18 protein-coding genes and 1 riboswitch are annotated in these 18391 nt (G+C 70.0%); of the genes, 5 read left to right on the top strand and 13 right to left on the bottom strand.

Annotation, left to right across the window (positions count from 1 at the left end; genetic code table 11):
• Positions 1-9 precede the first annotated feature (9 nt).
• Genes K340_RS32430 through K340_RS0122245 form a run of 3 tightly spaced genes read right to left on the bottom strand, consistent with a single transcriptional unit; the run spans position 10 to position 3373 of the window.
• On the bottom strand, positions 10-690 hold the full coding sequence (locus K340_RS32430) for an FMN reductase (RefSeq protein ID WP_037366151.1): 681 nt from the start codon (positions 688-690) through the stop codon (positions 10-12).
• Positions 687-1796, bottom strand: coding sequence for an LLM class flavin-dependent oxidoreductase (locus K340_RS0122250; RefSeq protein WP_029138315.1), 1110 nt, complete (start codon positions 1794-1796; stop codon positions 687-689). The genes K340_RS32430 and K340_RS0122250 overlap by 4 nt, the downstream gene beginning before the upstream one ends.
• A 59-nt stretch (positions 1797-1855) precedes the next feature.
• Positions 1856-3373, bottom strand: coding sequence for a hypothetical protein (locus K340_RS0122245; protein WP_029138314.1), 1518 nt, complete (start codon positions 3371-3373; stop codon positions 1856-1858).
• A 208-nt stretch (positions 3374-3581) separates the two neighbouring features.
• On the opposite strand from K340_RS0122245, the gene K340_RS0122240 reads away from it, so the two are divergent.
• The gene (locus K340_RS0122240; RefSeq protein WP_029138313.1) at positions 3582-4391 is read left to right on the top strand and encodes a purine-nucleoside phosphorylase; all 810 of its coding nucleotides are present in this window, start codon (positions 3582-3584) and stop codon (positions 4389-4391) included.
• A gap of 31 nt (positions 4392-4422) precedes the next feature.
• Positions 4423-5883: a purine-cytosine permease family protein gene (locus tag K340_RS0122235; protein ID WP_037366149.1), complete on the top strand. Its 1461-nt coding sequence runs from the start codon at positions 4423-4425 to the stop codon at positions 5881-5883.
• A gap of 111 nt (positions 5884-5994) precedes the next feature.
• On the opposite strand, the gene gcvP is transcribed toward K340_RS0122235, so the two are convergent.
• Positions 5995-8952, bottom strand: a complete 2958-nt coding sequence (gene gcvP, locus K340_RS0122230) for an aminomethyl-transferring glycine dehydrogenase (RefSeq protein ID WP_084614767.1) — start codon at positions 8950-8952, stop codon at positions 5995-5997.
• A gap of 219 nt (positions 8953-9171) precedes the next feature.
• Positions 9172-9278, bottom strand: a riboswitch (glycine riboswitch).
• Between the two features lie 69 nt (positions 9279-9347).
• Between gcvP and K340_RS0122225 the strand changes: the two genes are divergently transcribed.
• Both K340_RS0122225 and K340_RS32425 read left to right on the top strand, forming a co-directional pair.
• Positions 9348-10418, top strand: coding sequence for an adenosine deaminase (locus K340_RS0122225; protein WP_037366147.1), 1071 nt, complete (start codon positions 9348-9350; stop codon positions 10416-10418).
• Between the two features lie 71 nt (positions 10419-10489).
• The gene (locus K340_RS32425; RefSeq protein WP_084614765.1) at positions 10490-10894 is read left to right on the top strand and encodes a DUF2568 domain-containing protein; all 405 of its coding nucleotides are present in this window, start codon (positions 10490-10492) and stop codon (positions 10892-10894) included.
• Between the two features lie 369 nt (positions 10895-11263).
• Here K340_RS32425 and K340_RS32420 read toward each other — a convergent pair whose 3' ends face one another.
• From K340_RS32420 to K340_RS0122190, 6 genes are all read right to left on the bottom strand, one after another.
• Positions 11264-12607: an MFS transporter gene (locus K340_RS32420; RefSeq protein ID WP_245599681.1), complete on the bottom strand. Its 1344-nt coding sequence runs from the start codon at positions 12605-12607 to the stop codon at positions 11264-11266.
• Positions 12604-13035 (bottom strand): MarR family winged helix-turn-helix transcriptional regulator, encoded by a 432-nt coding sequence (locus tag K340_RS0122210; RefSeq protein WP_051267216.1) that lies wholly within the window; start codon positions 13033-13035, stop codon positions 12604-12606. The genes K340_RS32420 and K340_RS0122210 overlap by 4 nt, the downstream gene beginning before the upstream one ends.
• 156 nt (positions 13036-13191) lie before the next feature.
• The gene (locus tag K340_RS0122205; RefSeq protein WP_029138308.1) at positions 13192-13743 is read right to left on the bottom strand and encodes a MerR family transcriptional regulator; all 552 of its coding nucleotides are present in this window, start codon (positions 13741-13743) and stop codon (positions 13192-13194) included.
• Between the two features lie 163 nt (positions 13744-13906).
• Positions 13907-14440: a bifunctional nuclease family protein gene (locus K340_RS0122200; RefSeq protein ID WP_029138307.1), complete on the bottom strand. Its 534-nt coding sequence runs from the start codon at positions 14438-14440 to the stop codon at positions 13907-13909.
• A 123-nt stretch (positions 14441-14563) separates the two neighbouring features.
• Positions 14564-15289 (bottom strand): transcriptional regulator FtsR, encoded by a 726-nt coding sequence (ftsR, locus tag K340_RS0122195; RefSeq protein WP_029138306.1) that lies wholly within the window; start codon positions 15287-15289, stop codon positions 14564-14566.
• Positions 15286-15771, bottom strand: coding sequence for an FHA domain-containing protein (locus K340_RS0122190; protein WP_029138305.1), 486 nt, complete (start codon positions 15769-15771; stop codon positions 15286-15288). The genes ftsR and K340_RS0122190 overlap by 4 nt, the downstream gene beginning before the upstream one ends.
• A gap of 206 nt (positions 15772-15977) precedes the next feature.
• Between K340_RS0122190 and K340_RS0122180 the strand changes: the two genes are divergently transcribed.
• Positions 15978-16832 carry an LLM class F420-dependent oxidoreductase gene (locus K340_RS0122180; protein ID WP_051267214.1) on the top strand — a complete coding sequence of 285 codons (855 nt, stop codon included), beginning with the start codon at positions 15978-15980 and terminating at the stop codon, positions 16830-16832.
• Here the strand turns inward: K340_RS0122180 and gcvH are convergent.
• From gcvH to K340_RS0122165, 3 genes are all read right to left on the bottom strand, one after another.
• Positions 16816-17199, bottom strand: a complete 384-nt coding sequence (gcvH, locus tag K340_RS0122175; RefSeq protein ID WP_029138302.1) for a glycine cleavage system protein GcvH — start codon at positions 17197-17199, stop codon at positions 16816-16818. The genes K340_RS0122180 and gcvH overlap by 17 nt on opposite strands.
• A 76-nt stretch (positions 17200-17275) precedes the next feature.
• Positions 17276-18052, bottom strand: a complete 777-nt coding sequence (locus K340_RS0122170) for a DUF881 domain-containing protein (RefSeq protein ID WP_029138301.1) — start codon at positions 18050-18052, stop codon at positions 17276-17278.
• Positions 18049-18381, bottom strand: coding sequence for a small basic family protein (locus tag K340_RS0122165; protein ID WP_029138300.1), 333 nt, complete (start codon positions 18379-18381; stop codon positions 18049-18051). Before K340_RS0122165 ends, K340_RS0122170 begins: the two co-directional genes overlap by 4 nt.
• Positions 18382-18391: the final 10 nt, after the last annotated feature.

Genomic DNA, 18391 nt, shown 5'->3' with positions numbered 1-18391 from the left:
ACGGCAGGATCAGGCCTGCACGCTCCGCAGCAGGTCGGTGAACTCGACCGGGTGCTCGAAGCCGTCGGCGCTCCCCCACCGGTGCGGTCGGGCCCGGTCGGCGTGATCGGTGCCGGACACCGCGGGCACCGGAGCCAGCAGCGCAGCGAGTTCCGTTGCGGCGCGGTCGATCCGGTCGTTCAGACTGGGACCGCCGGCGGCGGCCGAGCCCCAGTCCTCGGACGCGGCGAACACCGCGGTCGGCACCGTGGTCGCGCCAAGGTAGGCGAATAGCGGCCGCAACGCGTGCTCAAGGACCAGGCTGTGCCGCGCGGTGCCGGCGGTCGCTGCCAGCAGTACCGGCTTGCCGCGCAGCAGATCGGGTTCCAGCACGTCGAAGAACATCTTGAACAGGCCCGAGTACGACGCGGCGAAGACCGGGCTGACGACGATCAGCGCGTCGGCGGCGCGGACCGCCTCGATCGCCGCCTCCAGGGCGCCGCTGGGGAACCCGGTCAACAGGTTGTCGGCCAGCGGGTGCGCGAGCTCGCGTACTTCGATGACGTCGACCCGCACCCCGCCCTGCGTGTCGTCACCGTCCGGCGATCCGGTGGACAGCCGGCCGACCACCCGGTCGGTCAGCCGATCCGCGAGCAGGCGGGTGGAGGACGGGTTGCTCAGCCCGGCGCTCAGCACGGCAATCCTGGTCATACCGTCAGCTCCTGTGCGTTCGCTTCGTTCTTCGCCGACTGCGCGGCCAGCAGGCTCGCGTGGGTCGGCCCTGCGGGCACGTGCGCCGGCCGCAGTGCGGCGAACTCCTTGCGCAGCACCGGGACCACTTCCTCGCCGAGCAGGTCGAGCTGTTCCAGCACGGTCTTCAACGGGAGTCCGGCGTGGTCCATCAGGAACAGCTGACGCTGGTAGTCCCCGGCATAGTCGCGGAAGCTCAGCGTGCGCTCGATCACCTGCTGCGGGCTGCCGACGGTGAGCGGGGTCTGCCGGGAGAAGTCCTCAAGGCTCGGGCCGCCGCCGTAGACCGGGGCGTGGTCGAAGTACGGCCGGAACTCGTTGACGGCGTCCTGCGAGTTCTTCCGGATGAACGCCTGTCCGCCGAGGCCGACGATCGCCTGGTCCGCGTCGCCGTGTCCGTAGTGCTCGAACCTGTTGCGGTACAGCTCGATCATCTGCCGGGTGTGGCTCATCGGCCAGAAGATGTTGTTGTGGAAGAAGCCGTCGCCGTAGTAGGCGGCCTGTTCGGCGATCTCCGGGCTGCGGATGGAGCCGTGCCAGACGAACGGCGCGACGCCGTCCAACGGCCGCGGAGTGGCGGTGAACGACTGCAGCGGCGAGCGGAACTTGCCCTGCCAGTCGACCACGTCCTCGGTCCACAATCGGCGGAGCAGGTCGTAGTTCTCCAGGGACAGCGGGATGCCGTTGCGGATGTCCTGGCCGAACCAGGGATAGACCGGCCCGGTGTTGCCGCGGCCGAGCATCAGGTCCACCCAGCCGTCGGCGATGTGCTGCAGCATCGCGAAGTCCTCGGCGATCTTCACCGGGTCGTTGGTGGTGATCAGCGTGGTCGCGGTGGACAGGATCAGCTTCTGGGTCTTCGCTGCCAGGTAGCCGAGCATGGTGGTCGGCGAGGACGGCACGAACGGCGGGTTGTGGTGCTCGCCGGTGGCGAACACGTCCAGCCCGACCTCCTCGGCCTTCTCGGCGATGGCGATCATCGCCTTGATCCGCTCGTGCTCGGTCGGCGTGCGACCGGTTGTCGGGTCCGGCGTGACGTCCCCGACCGAGAAGATTCCGAACTGCATGACCGCCTCCGATTTAGTTGATACGTCAAGTATCTTCTGCAACGGTGCGGTCAACGGGTTCATTCCCAGCCGGTGCGATCCCAATGTGCCGGGTCATTGATCATCGGTTGCGGAGCCGTCACCGGGTCTGACGACGTCACCGCCCCCGAGGTCGTCACCGCCTCCGAGGCCGTCATCGGACCGGCGGGAGCCGGCGGCGTCGACGAGCCGGAGCGGAACCGCGTGGCCACCGCGGCGACCAGAGCGGCGGCGATGATCAACCCGACCGCCGTCACCGGCAGCAGTCCGACGATCACCGCCTTGCCCCGCGGGTGGTTCAGGCTGAAGTAGGCGCAGATGGCCGCCGCTCCGGAGGCGAAGGCCGTCGCCATCCCGGCGATCACCGCCGGCGCCTCCCAGCGCTGTGCCAGGGCGTCGCCGATCGCACCGACGGCCGAGACCGCCGCGACGATCCCCACCACCAACAGCACCGGGGTGACGGTCAACAGGAAACCGCGGTAGCCGGCGTAGGCCCGGTCCGAGTTGGTCACCAGGAACAGCACCAGCAGGCCCAGCGCCACGGCGCAGACGCCGAGGTACCCGATCCGCGCGCGGTGCGGCGACAGTGCCAGCGCCCCACCGGCCAGCAGGCTGCAGACACCGGCGGCCACCGCAACGGCTGGCATCTCGACCAACACCTCGACCGACGGCGCCAACAGCACGCTGAACACGCCGATCAGCAGGCCGATGCCGGCCGCCGCGACGACAGTCCGCAGCCCGCCCACCGCCGAGACGACGACCCCGATCGCCAGGAAGGCCAGGCCGAGGTAGAGGTAGTTCTCGTCGATGCTCCCGCTCCGGACCCGCTCGATGCTCGGCTGCCACAGGATCGGCAGCATCTGGCCGGCGGCCACCAGGCAACCGGCGGCCGTCACCCGCCAGCTCGGGCCGCCGGATGCCGGCCGGTCGGACCCGGTGGCCCGGGCGCCGTGCACGATCGCGACGAGGGCACCGGCCGCGGCGATCGCCAGGAAGATCAGGGCCAGCGTCCGGACCAGCTCGGCGCCTGCGCCGCCGATCAGGGCCGTCTCGCCGGCGGCGCTGGCGATCACCACCGGACCGACCAGCTGCACCACCAGGGCCAGCCCGATCAGGCAGGCGGCCGGCGACCGCATCCCCCGTTGCCAGCTCACCGTCGCCGCAGCCAGCACGCCGATGAGGGTGAATGCCGGAGCGCCCGCTCCCAGGATCAGCACCAGCTGGAGCAGGTCGGGATGGTAGGTGCCGGAGGTCAGCTGCAGGATCGCCATCGGCGCGGCGCACACGGCGCCGGCCAGCAGCAACCACGGCGCCGACCTGCGCGGCGCGAGCTGGAAGGCCAGCAGGCCGATGATCGGCGCCAGCAACGGCAGGTAGCTGACCAGGTCGTCGGAGCCGGTGGCCGCCGCGCCGCGGCGGATCATCGACACCGAGAACGTCGACCCGGTGAGCTTGAGCAGGAGCAGCCCGAGGCTCGCGGCGGCGCACCACAGCAGAACGGTGGTATCGCGGCGATCGGCGGCGACCGTGAGATCGCCCTGGCTGAGTGTGGTGGGCATTTCTGTCCTCGTCGTCCCAGTCGTCGGTGGTCGCTGCGCACCGGGCGTTCGGCCGGCTGGTGTCACAGAGAGTCGCGGTAAATTTCCAGTGGTTACTGAACGTCACTGCGACGCGCACAGTTTCACCGCGGTTCCCGACTCCCAACGCCCGCGCCCGCGCCGCCGCCTACCGCCGCGGTCGGGTCGGTCGGCGATCTAGTCTGACGACGTGCCGACCGATCCCTACGCCGTCGCCGCGGCCGCAGCGGGACGGATCGCCGCGCTGACCGGCCGGGACACCCACGACGCGCTGGTCGTCCTCGGATCCGGATGGGGTCCGGCGGCCATGTCGTTCGGCGAGCCGATCGCCGCGTTCCCGATGATCGAGGTCCCCGGATTCCTGGCCCCGGTCGCCGAGGGCCATGCCGGGCTCATCTACTCGGTCGACGGGGTCAGGGCGGACGGCGAGTCGGTGCACACCCTGATCTACTCGGGGCGCACGCACCTGTACGAGGGCCACGGCACCGACCCCGTCGTGCACGGGATCCGCACCGCAGCCGCCGCCGGTGTCCGGTTGGCGATCCTGGCGAACGCGAACGGTGCGCTGCGGCCGGACTGGCAGCTCGGGCAGCCGGTGCTGATCGGCGACCATCTCAACCTGACCGCGCGATCGCCGCTGGTCGGGCCCCGGTTCGTCGACCTGACCGACACCTGGTCGGCCCGACTGCGTGGCATCGCCCGCGACCTCGACCCGTCGCTGGCCGAAGGCGTCTACGCGATGCTGCCCGGACCGCACTACGAGACCTGGGCCGAGGCGACGGCCGTCCGCCGCGCGGGCGCGGACATGCTCGGCATGTCGACCGTGCTGGAGGCGATCGCCGCCCGGGAATCCGGGATCGAACTGCTCGGCCTCTCGACGGTGACCGCGATCGAGGGCCAGCCGAGCGGCATCGATCCGGCCGAGGTGGTGAACATCGCCGAGCGCACCGCCGACCGGCTGGGGCCGCTGCTGACCGGAATCATCGGCCGGGCGGCGTGACGCGGCGCCGCCGGTGGGGCACGATACCGCCATGAGCGACCCCAATGTGAGTGAGCTGAAGCGGCTGGGCGTCGAGACCACCGGCATCGAGATCATCGACGAGGCTGAGCGCACCGCGAAGCCGTCGGACCTGTTCTGGCCGTGGTTCGCCGCCAACGTCTCGGTGTTCGGGATGAGCTACGGCGCCTTCGTGCTCGGCTTCGGCATCTCGTTCTGGCAGGCCATCGGAGTCTCGGTGGTCGGCATCGTGCTGTCGTTCCTGGTCTGCGGCGTGGTCGCGGTCGCCGGCAAGCGCGGCTCGGCGCCGACGATGATCCTGAGCCGGGCCGCCTTCGGCGTCACCGGCCAGAAGGTGCCCGGCGTCGTCTCCTGGCTGACGTCGATCGGCTGGGAGACCTTCCTGGCCATTCTGGCAGTGCAGGCCACCGCGACGGTGTTCGACCAACTCGGGTGGAGCAACGGGGCGGCGACGAAGATCATCGCCACCCTGGTGGTCGCGGCGCTGATCGTCACCGCGTCGGTGGCCGGCTACCACCTGATCATGCGGCTGCAGTCGGTCCTGACCTGGCTGACCGGCATCGTCACCGTCATCTACATCGTGCTGACCGCCAAGGAGATCGACTTCTCCACGGTGCTGGCGATCCCGAACGGATCCGCGGCGGCGGTGATCGGCGCACTGGTGATGGTGATGACCGGGTTCGGACTCGGCTGGGTGAACATCGCCGCCGACTGGTCGCGCTATCAGAAGCGCACCGCCTCCGGCGCAAAGGTGGTGTTCTGGAACACTTTCGGCGGGGCGATCGCACCGCTGCTGCTGGTCGCCTTCGGGCTGGCGTTAGCCGGCTCGTCGCAGCAGCTGGCCAAAGGCGTGCAGGACGACCCCATCGGCACGCTGGCCAAGGCACTGCCGACCTGGTTCCTGATCCCGTTCCTGATCGCCGCGGTGCTGGCACTCGTCAGCGGCGCGGTACTCGGGATCTACAGCTCGGGGCTGACGCTGTTGTCCCTCGGGGTGCGGATCCCGCGGCCGTCCGCGGCGCTGATCGACGGCGTCATCCTGACCGCCGGGACCATCTACGTGGTGTTCTTCGCAGAGAGCTTCATCGGGCCGTTCCAGAGCTTCCTGATCACCCTCGGTGTCCCGATCGCCTCCTGGGCGGGCATCATGATGGCCGACATCGCCTTGCGGCGCAAGGACTATGACGACGAGGCACTGTTCGATGCCCGCGGCCGGTACGGCTCCTACGACTGGATCTCCATCGGCACCATGGTCGTCACCTCGGCGATCGGCTGGGGCCTGGTGATCAACAACTTCGCCCAGGACGCGTCCTGGAACAACTGGCAGGGCTACCTGCTCGGGCCGCTGGGCCTCGGCGGCCGGGACGGCACCTGGGCCTACGCCAACCTCGGCGTGCTGATCGCCCTGGTGCTCTCGTTCCTGGTCGCCTACTTCGCCCGCCGGCCCGCCGTGGCCCGCCAGGAAACCACCTGACCGGCGCTTATCATCTTCGCAGCCGCTTGCGAAGCCGTTGACTCACGCCACTCTCGTCACAAAACGGCCCACTTCAAAAGCGCCTGCGATGTTGATAAGCGCCGGCGCAGGTCAGTCCTCGTACGCCTCCGGAGCCGGGCAGGAGCAGATCAGGTTGCGGTCGCCGTAGGCACCGTCGATCCGGCCGACCGGCGGGAAGTACTTGTGCGCCGGGGTGACGCCGGCCGGGAAGACCGCCTCGGCGCGGCTGTACGGGTGCTCCCACTCCCCCGCCAGCACTGCGGCGGTGTGCGGGGAGTTGTGCAGCGGGTTGTCCTGCGCCGGCCAGTCACCGGCAGCCACCCGGTCGATCTCCGCCTTGATCGCGATCATCGCGTCGCAGAACCGGTCCAGTTCGACCAGGTCCTCACTCTCGGTCGGCTCGACCATCAGCGTGCCGGCCACCGGGAAACTCATCGTCGGGGCGTGGAAACCGTAGTCGGCCAACCGCTTCGCCACATCGTCGACGGTGACGCCGGTGGCCGCGGTGATCGGCCGCAGATCCAGGATGCACTCGTGCGCGACGAAGCCGCTCGCCCCGGTGTAGAGCACCGGGTAGTGCTCGTCGAGCCGGCGGGCGATGTAGTTGGCGGAGGCGACGGCGGTCAGGGTGGCCCGGCGCAGCCCGTCGGCACCCATCATCCGGATGTACGCCCAGCTGATCGGCAGAATCGACGCGCTGCCCCACGGCGCCGCGGAGATGGCGCCCACCCCACCGTCCTCCGGCGCGGTGACGCCGAGGTCGGCCAGCGGATGGCCGGGCAGGAACGGCGCCAGGTGCTCGCGCACCGCCACCGGCCCGACCCCTGGGCCGCCGCCACCGTGCGGGATGCAGAACGTCTTGTGCAGGTTCAGGTGTGAGACGTCGCCGCCGAAGGTGCCCGGCCTGGCCAGCCCGACCAGCGCGTTCAGGTTCGCTCCGTCGACGTAGACCTGCCCACCGGCGGCGTGCACCAAATCGGCCAGCTCGGTGATGGTGTCCTCGTACACGCCGTGGGTGGACGGGTAGGTCACCATGATCGCCGCCAGGTTGTCGGCATGCAGATCGATCTTGGCCCGCAAATCCGCCATGTCGATGTTGCCGGCGTCCGCCCCGTCCGCGGCCGTACCCACCACCACCACCTTCATCCCGGCCATCACCGCCGACGCCGCGTTGGTGCCGTGCGCGGAGGCCGGGATCAGGCAGACGGTGCGGTGCTCTTCGCCGCGGCTGCGGTGGTAGGCGCGGATCGCCAGCAGGCCGGACAGCTCACCCTGCGATCCGGCATTCGGCTGCAGTGAAACCCTGGCGTAGCCGGTGATCTCGACCAGCCAGGCTTCCAGCTGCTCGATCAGCTCGAGCATCCCGGCCGCGTCTTCGAGCGGCGCGAACGGGTGCAGCCCGGCGAACTCCGGCCAGGTCACGGCCTGCATCTCGGTGGTGGCGTTCAGCTTCATCGTGCAGCTGCCGAGCGGAATCATCGAGCGGTCCAGCGCCAGGTCCATGTCCGAGAGCCGGCGCAGGTAGCGGAGCATCGCGGTCTCGCTGCGGTGGGCGTGGAACACCGGGTGGGTGAGGAACGGGGTGTCCCGCGGTGTCGCGATCGAGGACGAGCCGTAGCCGACGAACGTTCCCTGCCCGGCGTCGATCACCCCGAACGCCGTCATCACGGCGGCGAGTTGGTCACCGGTAGTGGCCTCCGAAACGGAGATCTGCACCGCGTCGTCGCCGTCCTGCCACAGGTTGATCCCGCCGGCCCTGGCCGCGGCGACCACCGCGGCGGCCCGGCCGGGGACGACCGCCCGCACCGTGTCGAAGAAGCTCTCGTGCTCGATCGTCACTCCGCCCTGGCGCAAGGCAGCCGCCAATAGCGTCGCCTGCTCGTGCACCCGGGTCGCGATCGACGTCAGCCCCTCCGGGCCGTGGTAGACGGCGTACATCGAGGCCATCACGGCCAGCAGCACCTGCGCAGTGCAGATGTTGCTGGTGGCCTTCTCGCGGCGGATGTGCTGCTCGCGGGTCTGCAGCGCCAGCCGGTACGCGGGGTTGCCGTTGGCATCGTGGCTGACGCCGACCAGCCGGCCCGGCAGCTGCCGCTGCACGTCCGAACGGACCGCCATGAAACCGGCGTGCGGGCCACCGAAACCCAGCGGCACGCCGAATCGTTGGGACGATCCGACCGCGACATCGGCGCCGATCTCGCCGGGTGCGCGCAGCAGGGTCAGCGCCAGCAGATCGGTGGCCACCGCGACCTTCGCCTCGCGCTGGTGTGCATCGGCGATCAGCTCCTGGTGGTCGCGGACCGCGCCGGAGGCACCCGGGTAGCTCAGCAGCAAGCCGAAGAAGTCGCCGACCGGCAGCCCCTGGGACAGATCGGCCACCAGCACCTCGATGCCCAGAGGTTCGGCGCGGGTGCGGATCACCGCGACGGTCTGCGGCAGGGTGTCCGCGTCCACAACGAACCGCTGCGACTTCGACCGCGCCGTGCGCTTGATCAGCGTCATCGCCTCGGCCGCCGCGGTCGCCTCGTCCAGCATCGAGGCATTCGCGATGTCCATCCCGGTCAGGTCGGCGACCGCGGTCTGGAAGTTCAGCAACGCCTCCAGCCGGCCCTGGCTGATCTCCGGCTGGTACGGCGTGTAGGCGGTGTACCAGGCCGGGTTCTCCAGCACGTTCCGCTGGATCACGCCGGGCACCAGGGTGTCGTGGTAGCCCATCCCGATCATCTGCACCATCGGGGTGTTCTTCGCGGCGAACGCCCGCAGCTCGGCCAGCGCGCCGGCCTCGGTGGCGGCCGGCGGCAGGTCGAGCTCACCCGTCATCCGGATGGTGGCCGGCACCGCGGCGTCGGCCAGCGCGCCCAGATCGGCGGTGCCGAGGGCGTCCAGGATGGCGGCCAGCCCGGTCGAGTCCGGGCCGATGTGCCGGTCGGCGAACACCGTCGGGTCGATCGGCGCGGCGCCGCCCAGCGGAAAGTGGCGGGCCTCGGCGGCGAGCTCGGTTTCGGAGCCGGGCAGGTGATCGGTGCCGGTGGAAGGCTGCTGCGACATGAAAATCTCGTCTCCGACCGGCGCGGGCGCCGGAACTTGTCGATGAACTCTGGTCCGGGAACAGCGGCGGCCACGGGTGGCCGGAAGAACGCCCACCGGCTGGCCGGTACGCGCTCTCCCCCTCTGTCATGGCTGCCTGAGAGCTTCACGGCATACAGCCGTTTGCCCCTTCGGCGAGCCGGCACGCCCATGCGGACGCCGACTGCTTTCCAGAGGTGCCTCGTCCCGGCGGTTCGCTGGCCTGAGAGTTTGGTGGGGAGCTCTTGCTCCTTCGGCGCCGCGCCCGGTCACCATCGACCGGATGACGGCTCTCCCGCCGGGGGTCATCGACAGCGCCAACGGTACCAGCGCCACCCGCTCCGGGTTCGCCCCGTTCGTGCGGCAGGATTCTGGTCATGACGACCGCCGTTCCCAGTCCCACACCGCAGCTGCAGTCCTTCATCGACACCCTGCCCAAAGCCGAACTGCACGTCCACCACGTCGGCTCGGCGTCAGCCAGGATCGTCGCCGAGCTGGCCGAGCGACACCCGGGAGTGGTGCCCAGCGATCCGGCGAAACTGGCCGAGTTCTACCGTTTCACCGACTTCGACCACTTCATCGCGCTCTACCTGGCGACGGTGGCGCTGATCCGCACCCCCGAGGACATCCGGCTACTGACCTATGAGGTGGCCACGGACATGGCCGCGCAGAACATCCGGTACGCCGAGCTGACCTGTACCCCACACACCTCCGTGCGGGCCGGGGTGCCGATCGAGGGCTACGTCGAGGCGATCGAGGATGCCAGGGTAGCCGCCGAGCGCGACCACGGGATCGTGCTGCGCTGGATCTTCGACATCCCCGGCGAGCTCGGCGAGAACTCGGCCGACCAGACGCTGCGGATGGCGCTGGACCACGGGCCCGACGCGCTGATCGGGTTCGGCCTCGGCGGCCCCGAGGTGGGCACCTCGCGGCCGAAGTTCAAGCCGGCCTTCGACCTGGCCAGGGCGGCCGGCCTGCACTCGGTGCCGCACGCCGGCGAGACGACAGGGCCGCAGACGATCTGGGACGCGTTGGAGTCGCTCGGCGCCGAGCGGATCGGTCACGGCACCTCGGCGACCCAGGACCCGGCCCTGCTGGAATACCTTGCACAGCACCGGATCCCGCTGGAGGTCTGCCCGACTTCGAACATCGCCACCCGGGCGGTTGCCAGCTACGCCGAGCACCCGCTCCGGGCGATGGTCGACGCCGGCGTCCTGGTCACCATCAACTCCGACGACCCGCCGATGTTCGGCACCACGCTGAACCGCGAGTACGGCATCGCCGCTGCGCTGCTCGACCTGGACGCGGCCGGGGTGGCGGCGCTGGCCGGCAACGCCGTCGGCGCATCGTTCCTTCCCGAGGCCGGCAAACGTGAGCTGATGGCGGCGATCCAGGCGAGGCTGACGGAGCACCTCGCCGAGCACGGCCCGGCTACGCCGAACGGCTGAATCTGCGACTGCCGCTCACTTTTGTGAGCAGTGCTCTTGTTTCGTGCGCGCCAAGGGTCCAGACTGAGCTCATGACGAACACCGCACCGCGCCCGACCCGTAGCCCCGCCGGAGCCCGCGAAGCCGGGGTGCCCGGCACCCCGCTGGAGTGGGCGGTCGGCACCGCGGCCTTCGCGGTCGAGGTGGCGCTCGCCGTCACCGTCGCGGTGGCCGCCTACCGATCGGTCGACGGCGGCGCGCTCGGCTGGCTGGCCGCGGTCGTCGCGCTCGCTGCATTGGTCGCGGTCTGGGGTCGCTGGATGTCGCCGAAGGCGCCGCGGCGGCTGCCGCGGCCGGGCCGGCTGGTGCTCGGCCCGGTGCTGACGGTGATCGCGGCGGCGGCGATCCTCGCCGTCGGCTCCCCGGCCTGGGGCCTCACACTCGGGGTGGCCGGGGTGGCCGTCACCCTGGTCGCGCAGTCGATGCAGGACCGCTGACCGATTGACCCGCACTCCGCCCTCGTCCGCCGGCACAGCGATACGAGGACACGAACCCTGCGACGACGGAGTTACCCGACCGGCCACCTCACGTTCGCCGGCACAGCGATGCGAGGACACGAACCCGCGACGACGGCGTTAGCCGACCGGGCACCTCACGTTCGCCGGCACAGCGATGCGAGGACACGAACCCTGCGACGAAGGAGTCACCCGACCGGCCACCTCACGTTCGCCGGCACAGCGATGCGAGGACACGAACCCGCGACGAAGGAGCGGGATCGTGACCGCCAGCGAGCGCGGCCGGCGAACCAATCAACACAGCGCGGCCGGCGAACCAATCAACACAGCGCGGCCGGCGAACCAATCAATTCAGCTGTTCCGCCGGGCCAGCACCAGGTGCTGGTGCCCGCGCCGCGGGTCGACCCGGACCGAGATGCCGGCCTGCCGGGCCGCCAACAGACCGCAGCCGACGCTGGCCAGCCCGCAGATGGCACCGGTGATCAGCAGTGCCACGTGGGCGCCCCAGTGCTCGGTGATCCAGCCGACGGTCAGCGAGCCGATCGGCGTCGAGCCCATCATCACCAGGAAGTAGAGGCTCATCACCCGGCCGCGCAGCGACGGGTCGGTGGCCAGCTGCACGGACGAATTGGCCATCGTGTTGAAGCTGACCCCGGCCAGCCCGGTCAGTGCCAGCAGCGGCAGGAAGGTGACCAGCCATGGGACCACCCCGAGCACCATCAGCGCCGCGCCGAACACCCCGGCCATCGCGAACAGCATGCTCATCGACGCGGTGGCCCGCCGGGCGGCGATGAGGGCGCCCAGCAGCGAGCCGACCGCCATCGTCGAATTGAGCCAGCCGTACAAGCCCGGTCCGCCGTGGAAGATGACCCCGGCATAGGCCGTCAGGATGATCGGGAAGTTGAACCCGAAGCAGCCGATGAAGAAGACCAGCGCGATGGTCCACAGCAGCTGCGGCCGGGCCGCGACGTACTTGAGCCCCTCGCGCAGCTGACCGCGTCCGCGGGCGGCGCGCTCGAGCGGCTGGAATTCGGCCGGCCGCATCAGCAGCAGGCCGCCGATCACCGCGACGAACGACGCCCCGTTCACCGCGAAGGCCCAGCCCGGGCCGACCGCCGCGATCAGCAGACCGGCGATCGCCGGGCCGGTGAGCCTGGCGAGTTGGAAGTTGCCGGTGTTCAGCGACACCGCGTTGCGCATCAGGCCCTGCGGCACCATCACCCCGACGAAGGTCTGCCTGGCCGGGTTGTCGATCACCGTCACCAGCCCGAGACCGAGCGCCACCAGGTAGATGTAGTTGACCTGCACCACACCGGTCAGGGTGATCACCGCGAGGGTCGTCGCCAGCAACCCGAGGATGACCTGGGTGATCAGCAGCAGCCGGCGCTGCGGGTAGCGATCGGCGATCAGCCCGCCGAGCAGGCCGAAGAACAGCATCGGGCCGAACTGCAGTGCCGTGGTGACGCCGACCGCGAACGACGAGCCGGTGAGCGAGAAGACCAGCCAGTCCTGCGCGATCCGCTGCATCCAGGTGCCGTTGTTCGAGATCAGCGCGCCCAGGAAGTACAGCCGGTAGTTGCGGACTCGCAGCGATGCGAACGTCTTGGTCCGTTCCGGGGTGGCCGCCTTCCGTTGCCCGGGTGCCGGGGCATCGCCAGGACCGGCGGGCCCCGGTGCGGTCAGCCGTTCGGTCACGGCAGTTCCGTCATTCGCTGCAGCACCGGGACCACGGACCGCAGGGCAGCCTGTTCGTCCGGTGCGAGTTGATCGATGTGCCGGACCAGCCAGCTGTTGCGTTGCTCCCTGGTCGCCTCGATGTAGGCGACGCCGGCGTCGGTGGCCGACATCAGGGTCTGACGTCCGTCGTTCGGGTGCGGTGCCCGGCTCAGGTAGCCGCCGGCCTCCAGCGCCTCGACGATCCTGGTCATGCTCGGCGGCTGGACGTGCTCGGCCTTGGCCAGCTGCCCGGGGGCGATCGGCCCGTCCCGGTTCACCCTGACCAGCACCGAGAAGGCGGTCGCCGACAGCTCGTTGCCGAGCGTGGTGTTCCGCAGCCGGCGGGCCAGCACCATCAGCGACGACCTGAGCATCGCGACCTCGTCGGGGCTCAGGGGTGAATTCACGATACTTAGTTTAGCTCATTAGTTTGGCTAACGATTTGCGGCGCTCGGCCCGGTCGGAGCGCTCGGCCCGGCCGGCCGAAAGTCGGCCCGGACAGCCGAAATCCGGCCCGGCGCCAATGGCGCAGGCCGGATCGGTGCGGTTCTGGAGGCTGTCCGTCAGCCGACGTTGCGCGACTGCCGGCGCGCGGACAGCTCGTCCCGCGGCGGGCTGACGACGGTGTCGCCGTCCAGCCGCTCGGCGGGGAACTCGGCCAGTGTTCCGGTGATCTCGCGCATGGTGCCGCTCACCGCGATGCCGAAAACGCCCTGTCCGCCCTGCAGCAGATCGACGATCTCCTCCGGCGAGGTGCACTCGTAGACGGTGGTGCCGTCCGAGAACAGCGTCACCCCCGCCAGGTCGTCGACCCCGCGGGCCCGCAGATGGTCGACGGCCACCCGGATGTTCTGCAGCGAGACGCCGGTGTCCAGCAGCCGCTTGACCACCTTGAGCACCAGGATGTCCTTGAACGAATACAGCCGCTGCGAGCCGGACCCCTTGGCCCCGCGGACCGTCGGGATCACCAGGTCGGTCCTGGCCCAGTAGTCGAGTTGCCGGTAGGTGATGCCGGCGGCCTGGCACGCGGTCGGACCGCGGTAGCCGACGTGCTCGTCCGGTACGGCGTCGTTCGGAAAGAGCGCACCCTGGCCCGAAGAACCTGACTCGAGCATTGCCGCCCTCTTTCTGCTGGACCTGCTGGACCGAATCACACGAGCGTGACTTCCTCTGAACGGTAGGCCGCGAGCCGTCCGCGGGTCAATCATCGACCCGGCGTGTCTCAACCTGAACTTGAGGCTTAGCCGGCGGCGTCCCCGGGGGTGCCCGTGGATCCGGTCAGCTGGGCCCGGAGTCCTCGGGGCCGAAATCGTCGGGCGACACCGAGTCCAGGAATTCCCGGAACGCCTGTACCTCCTCGTCCGGGTCGACGTCGGGATCCATCGCCTCCTCGTCCATCGGCGCGACCACCTCGTCGACATCGTCGAGCACGATCCCCGCCTGGTCGAGCAGCTCGTCGGCGACGAACACCGGGCAGTCGATCCGCACGGCCAGCGCCACCGCGTCCGACGGTCGGGCCGATAGCGAGGTGCCGTCGTCGAAGGCGAGTTCGCCGTAGAACGTGCCCTCACGGAAATCGACCACCCGCACCTGTTCCACGCTGCGGCCGAGCGCGCTGATCACCTGCCCGAGCAGATCATGGGTCAACGGCCGGGCCGGCCGCATGCCTTGCAGGTGCATGGCGATGGCGGTGGCTTCCACGGTGCCGATCACGATCGGCAGGCTGCGCGGACCGTCTTTCTCGGTGAGGACGAGAATCGGCTGCTGCGACGGCATCTCGATCCGGACGCCGACAATACGCATCTCGATCATCTGGCCTCCGCACCCACGCCCGGGTCCGTCCCGATCACCGTTCCGGACACCACATCTGGTCTCGATCCGACGGTACACGCGAGATCGTCGCCACGGACAGCACCGAACGGCGCGCGGCGCCGGTCAGCCACCGAGCTCGCGGCGCAGGCCCGCCTTGACCAGCAGGGAATGCAGCCGCAGCAGCACCGCGGCCAGGTTGGCCGCCGCCGCCCCGGCCCGCTCCTTGGCGTCAGGGTCCTTCTGTCTCGCCTGGGCCGAGACCAGCTGGGTGACCAGCCCGGTCTCGCGTTCGGCGGCGGTCCGGAACGGCCGCAGGTGACGCGGTTCCAGCCCGGCCTGCAGCAGCTCGGCCGCGGTCCTGGCGATCAGCGCACTGTCCGCGTCGTACCAGCCGCCGGCGCCAGGACCGATCAGCCCGAAACCCTCCAGCTCCCGCAGTTGCTCGGTGCTCAGCGATGAGTCGGCGAGCAGTTCGATCCTGGTCATCCGCACCACCGTTGACGGAACGAAGTCCGCCGGGCTGGGGCCGTCGGTGGACGCCAGGGACCGCGGCAGCCGGGGCGCCGGGGTGCCCGGCTCGAGGCCGCGATCGATCGCGTCGAGCTGGTCCTTGATCACCCGCAGCGGCAGGTAGTGATCGCGCTGGGCGGCCAGCACGTATCGCAGCCGTTCGACATCGCCCGTGGAGAACTGCCGGTAACCGGCCGGTGTCCGCTCCGGCTCGACCAGACCCTCGGTCTCCAGGAACCTGATCTTCGAAATGCTGACGTCCGGGAAGTCGGGCTTCAGTTTGGCGAGAACGGCACCGATGCTCAACGACGGCCCGGCGGGCATCCCCGCTGCTGTCATGACGCCGGATGACCCGTGACGTCCTGTGCCGTGTCCGATTCCACGGGACCTGCGTCGTCACCGGCGGTGAGGAACACCAACCGGAACTTGCCGATCTGCACTTCGTCCCCGTTGGCCAGCGTGGTGGTCTCGATCGGTTCGCGGTTGACGTAGGTGCCGTTGAGCGATCCGACGTCGCTCACCTCGAAGCCGTCGCCGACCTGCCGGAACTCCGCGTGCCGCCGCGACACGGTGACGTCGTCGAGGAAGATCTCGCTCTCGGGATGCCGACCGGCGCTCACCAGCTGCTTGTCCAGTTGGAATCGCGAACCGGCGTTGGGGCCGCGCTTCACCACCAGCAGGGCGGTTCCCGGGCGCAGCGCCTCCAGGCCGGTCAGGGTCTGCTCCCCCGGCTTCTCCAGCTCACCGTTCGGCACCGCCTGGAACACCGACGTGGTAGCGGCAGCCGATTCGTCCGTCTGCGCGCGCTCCTGCTCGGTCACCCGTCGCTCCCTTCATCTGCCAGGGCTCAAGTACTTCGGCGGGGAGTACCCCGCCGACCCGTGCCGAACGACCGACCCGGTGGCCGCGCCCGACACTGCGTGGCTTCGACCGTACCGTGCCGCGCCGCCCGGCGACACCGCCACCGCGGCAGCCGTGGCCCGATCCCCACCGCCCGGCGGGCCGATCGTGTCGATACCGTCGTTCGGTGAGCTCATCGACGGACACCGGTGTCACCGATCCCCGCCCGGCCAGGATCGGCGTGCAGATCGCCCCCCAACACGCCGAGTACCGGGAGCTGCGGGACACCTGCGTCGCACTGGAGCGGGCCGGGGTCGATGTGGTGCTCAACTGGGACCACTTCTTTCCGCTCGCCGGCGATCCGGACGGCGCTCACTTCGAGTGCTGGACGATCCTGGCGGCCTGGGCCGAGGCGACCGAACGGGTCGAGCTCGGCCCGCTGGTGAGTTGCAATTCCTACCGGAACCCGCAGCTGCTGGCCGACATGGTGCGCACCGTCGACCACATCGCGAACGGCCGGGTGATCCTGGGCATCGGCTCCGGCTGGGCCGAACGGGACTACCTCGAGTACGGGTACCAGTTCGGCACCGCCGGCGGCCGGCTGGACGCGTTGGCCCGGGATCTCCCATTGATCGAGCAGCGGTGGTCCCGGCTCCGCCCGCCGCCGGTCCGGAAGATCCCGGTGCTGATCGGCGGCGGGGGCGAGCGCAAGACCCTGCGGATCGTCGCCAGGCACGCCGACATCTGGCACGGCTACGGGACACCCGAGGTGATCGCCGACAAGCATCGGGTGCTGGACAGCCGGTGCGCCGAGATCGGGCGGGACCCGCGACAGATCGAACGCAGCGCCGGGGTGGCCTTCACTCCCGGTCGGCTCACCGAGCGGGTCGACGACTACGCGGCGAATGCGCAGCGGCTCTTCGACGTCGGCACCCGGCTGATCACCACCGCGCTCCAGCAGCCGCCGTACGACTTCGGCCGGGTCAGGGACCTGGTCGCCTGGCGGGACGAGGTGAACGCCTCGGCTACTGCTCGCCGGTGACGGCGGCGTAGCCCGCGGCGTCCAGCAGTCCGTCGACCTCCGACGGATCGTCGAGCTGGATCTCGATCATCCAGCCGTCACCGTAGGGATCGGAGTTCACCGTCTCCGGGGTCGCGTCCAACGCGTCGTTGCGCGTGGTGACGGTGCCGGCCACCGGGGCCAGAATGTCCGACACCGACTTGGTCGATTCGACCTCGCCGATCGTGTCGCCCGCGGACACCGTGCTGCCCAGGTCGGGCAGCTGGACGTACACGATGTCTCCCAACGAGTTCTGCGCGAAGTCGGTGATCCCGACCCGCACCGTCCCCTCGCCGGTTGGTCGAACCCACTCGTGGTCCGAGCTGTAGCGCAGGTCCTCTGGGATCACGGTGACTGCCCTTTCTCGCAATGATTTTCGGCTGGATGACGCCGAACGGTGTGACGGCGTGCGCCGGGCGAACGGATCACCCGGTCGGGCGAGCGTATTGCGGCGTACGCACCGGCCGCAAGGCGTCGACGACCACCGTGTTCGACTGGGTCACCTCGATCCGCGCCCCGGTGCGTTTGACCGAATCGACGACGCCGCCGGGAATGGCCATCGCCGCCGCCAGGGTGGGCGGGTCCCCGATCGCCACAATGAGGATCGGCCGGGTCACCGGCGTGCCGTCCAACAGGATCTGGCTGCGGTCGCCGGTGAACGCCGAGTCCATCCCGATCCGGATCCCGTCGATCTGCTGCGCCTCGGCTCCGGCGTTGCGCAACTCCTGCACGGCATCCAGCAGCACCTCGGGCTCGACCGATTTCGCCGGGTCGGCAATGGTGATCCTGATCCCAGGACCGTGGGCGGCGACGGTGCCGGCCAGAATGCCCAGTTGCTCCGCCTGACGCTGCGCCTCGGCCAGCGCCTGGCCGGACGACGCACCGCCGACCCGCAGCCGGGCCAGCGTGCTCTGCAGCGCCACCACCTCGGAATTCAGGTCGTCCTCGCGCTGCTGGAGCCCATCCAGGATCTGTACGAGGTCGTCCGGTCGCATCGCCGCCAGGCTGTCGCCGGCCGCGGTCCGGCGAACCTGGGTGGCGATACCGAATCCGAGCAATGCGCACAACAACAGGATGACGCCGGCCACCAGCGGACCGCCCAGGTGATTGCCGCCGTCGGTCTGCTCGTCGGAACGGCGGTGCGACCCGTGTTCCACCGGACGGTCCCCGTCCGGTCCGTCATCCCCGCGGTCGTCGCTCACGCCTTGAACACCCACCGCCGGATCGCGGCGACGTTGGCGAAGATGCGGATCCCGAGTACCACCACCACCGCCGTCGACAGTTGCGCGCCGACCCCCAGCTGGTCGCCGAGGAACACGATGAACGCCGCCACCAGGACGTTCGCGATGAACGACACGACGAACACCTTGGCGTCGAAGATCTTCTCCAGCCAGGCCCTTGCCCCGCCGAACAACGCGTCCAGCGCGGCGATCACCGCGATCGGCAGATAGGGCGCCATCCAGTCCGGGATGGTCGGCGACAGGATGAGCCCGGCGACGATCCCGACCACCACAGCGATAAAGGCGTACATCGTCAGCTCC

Origin of the sequence: Nakamurella lactea DSM 19367 (genome assembly GCF_000426645.1) — a bacterium.
GTDB classification, from domain to species: Bacteria; Actinomycetota; Actinomycetes; order Mycobacteriales; family Nakamurellaceae; genus Nakamurella; species Nakamurella lactea.
Note: the sequence above shows the minus strand (reverse complement) of the source record. Positions and strands in the feature narration are given on the sequence as shown.

Bases quoted from the DNA above. Each gene is read 5' to 3' on its own strand.
- K340_RS32430 (WP_037366151.1), bottom strand. From the start codon at position 690: ATGACCAGGATTGCCGTGCTGAGCGCCGGGCTGAGCAACCCGTCCTCC.
- K340_RS0122250 (WP_029138315.1), bottom strand. From the start codon at position 1,796: ATGCAGTTCGGAATCTTCTCGGTCGGGGACGTCACGCCGGACCCGACA.
- K340_RS0122245 (WP_029138314.1), bottom strand. From the start codon at position 3,373: ATGCCCACCACACTCAGCCAGGGCGATCTCACGGTCGCCGCCGATCGC.
- K340_RS0122235 (WP_037366149.1), top strand. From the start codon at position 4,423: ATGAGCGACCCCAATGTGAGTGAGCTGAAGCGGCTGGGCGTCGAGACC.
- gcvP (WP_084614767.1), bottom strand. From the start codon at position 8,952: ATGTCGCAGCAGCCTTCCACCGGCACCGATCACCTGCCCGGCTCCGAA.
- K340_RS0122225 (WP_037366147.1), top strand. From the start codon at position 9,348: ATGACGACCGCCGTTCCCAGTCCCACACCGCAGCTGCAGTCCTTCATC.
- K340_RS32425 (WP_084614765.1), top strand. From the start codon at position 10,490: ATGACGAACACCGCACCGCGCCCGACCCGTAGCCCCGCCGGAGCCCGC.
- K340_RS0122205 (WP_029138308.1), bottom strand. From the start codon at position 13,743: ATGCTCGAGTCAGGTTCTTCGGGCCAGGGTGCGCTCTTTCCGAACGAC.
- K340_RS0122200 (WP_029138307.1), bottom strand. From the start codon at position 14,440: ATGATCGAGATGCGTATTGTCGGCGTCCGGATCGAGATGCCGTCGCAG.
- ftsR (WP_029138306.1), bottom strand. From the start codon at position 15,289: ATGACAGCAGCGGGGATGCCCGCCGGGCCGTCGTTGAGCATCGGTGCC.
- K340_RS0122165 (WP_029138300.1), bottom strand. From the start codon at position 18,381: ATGTACGCCTTTATCGCTGTGGTGGTCGGGATCGTCGCCGGGCTCATC.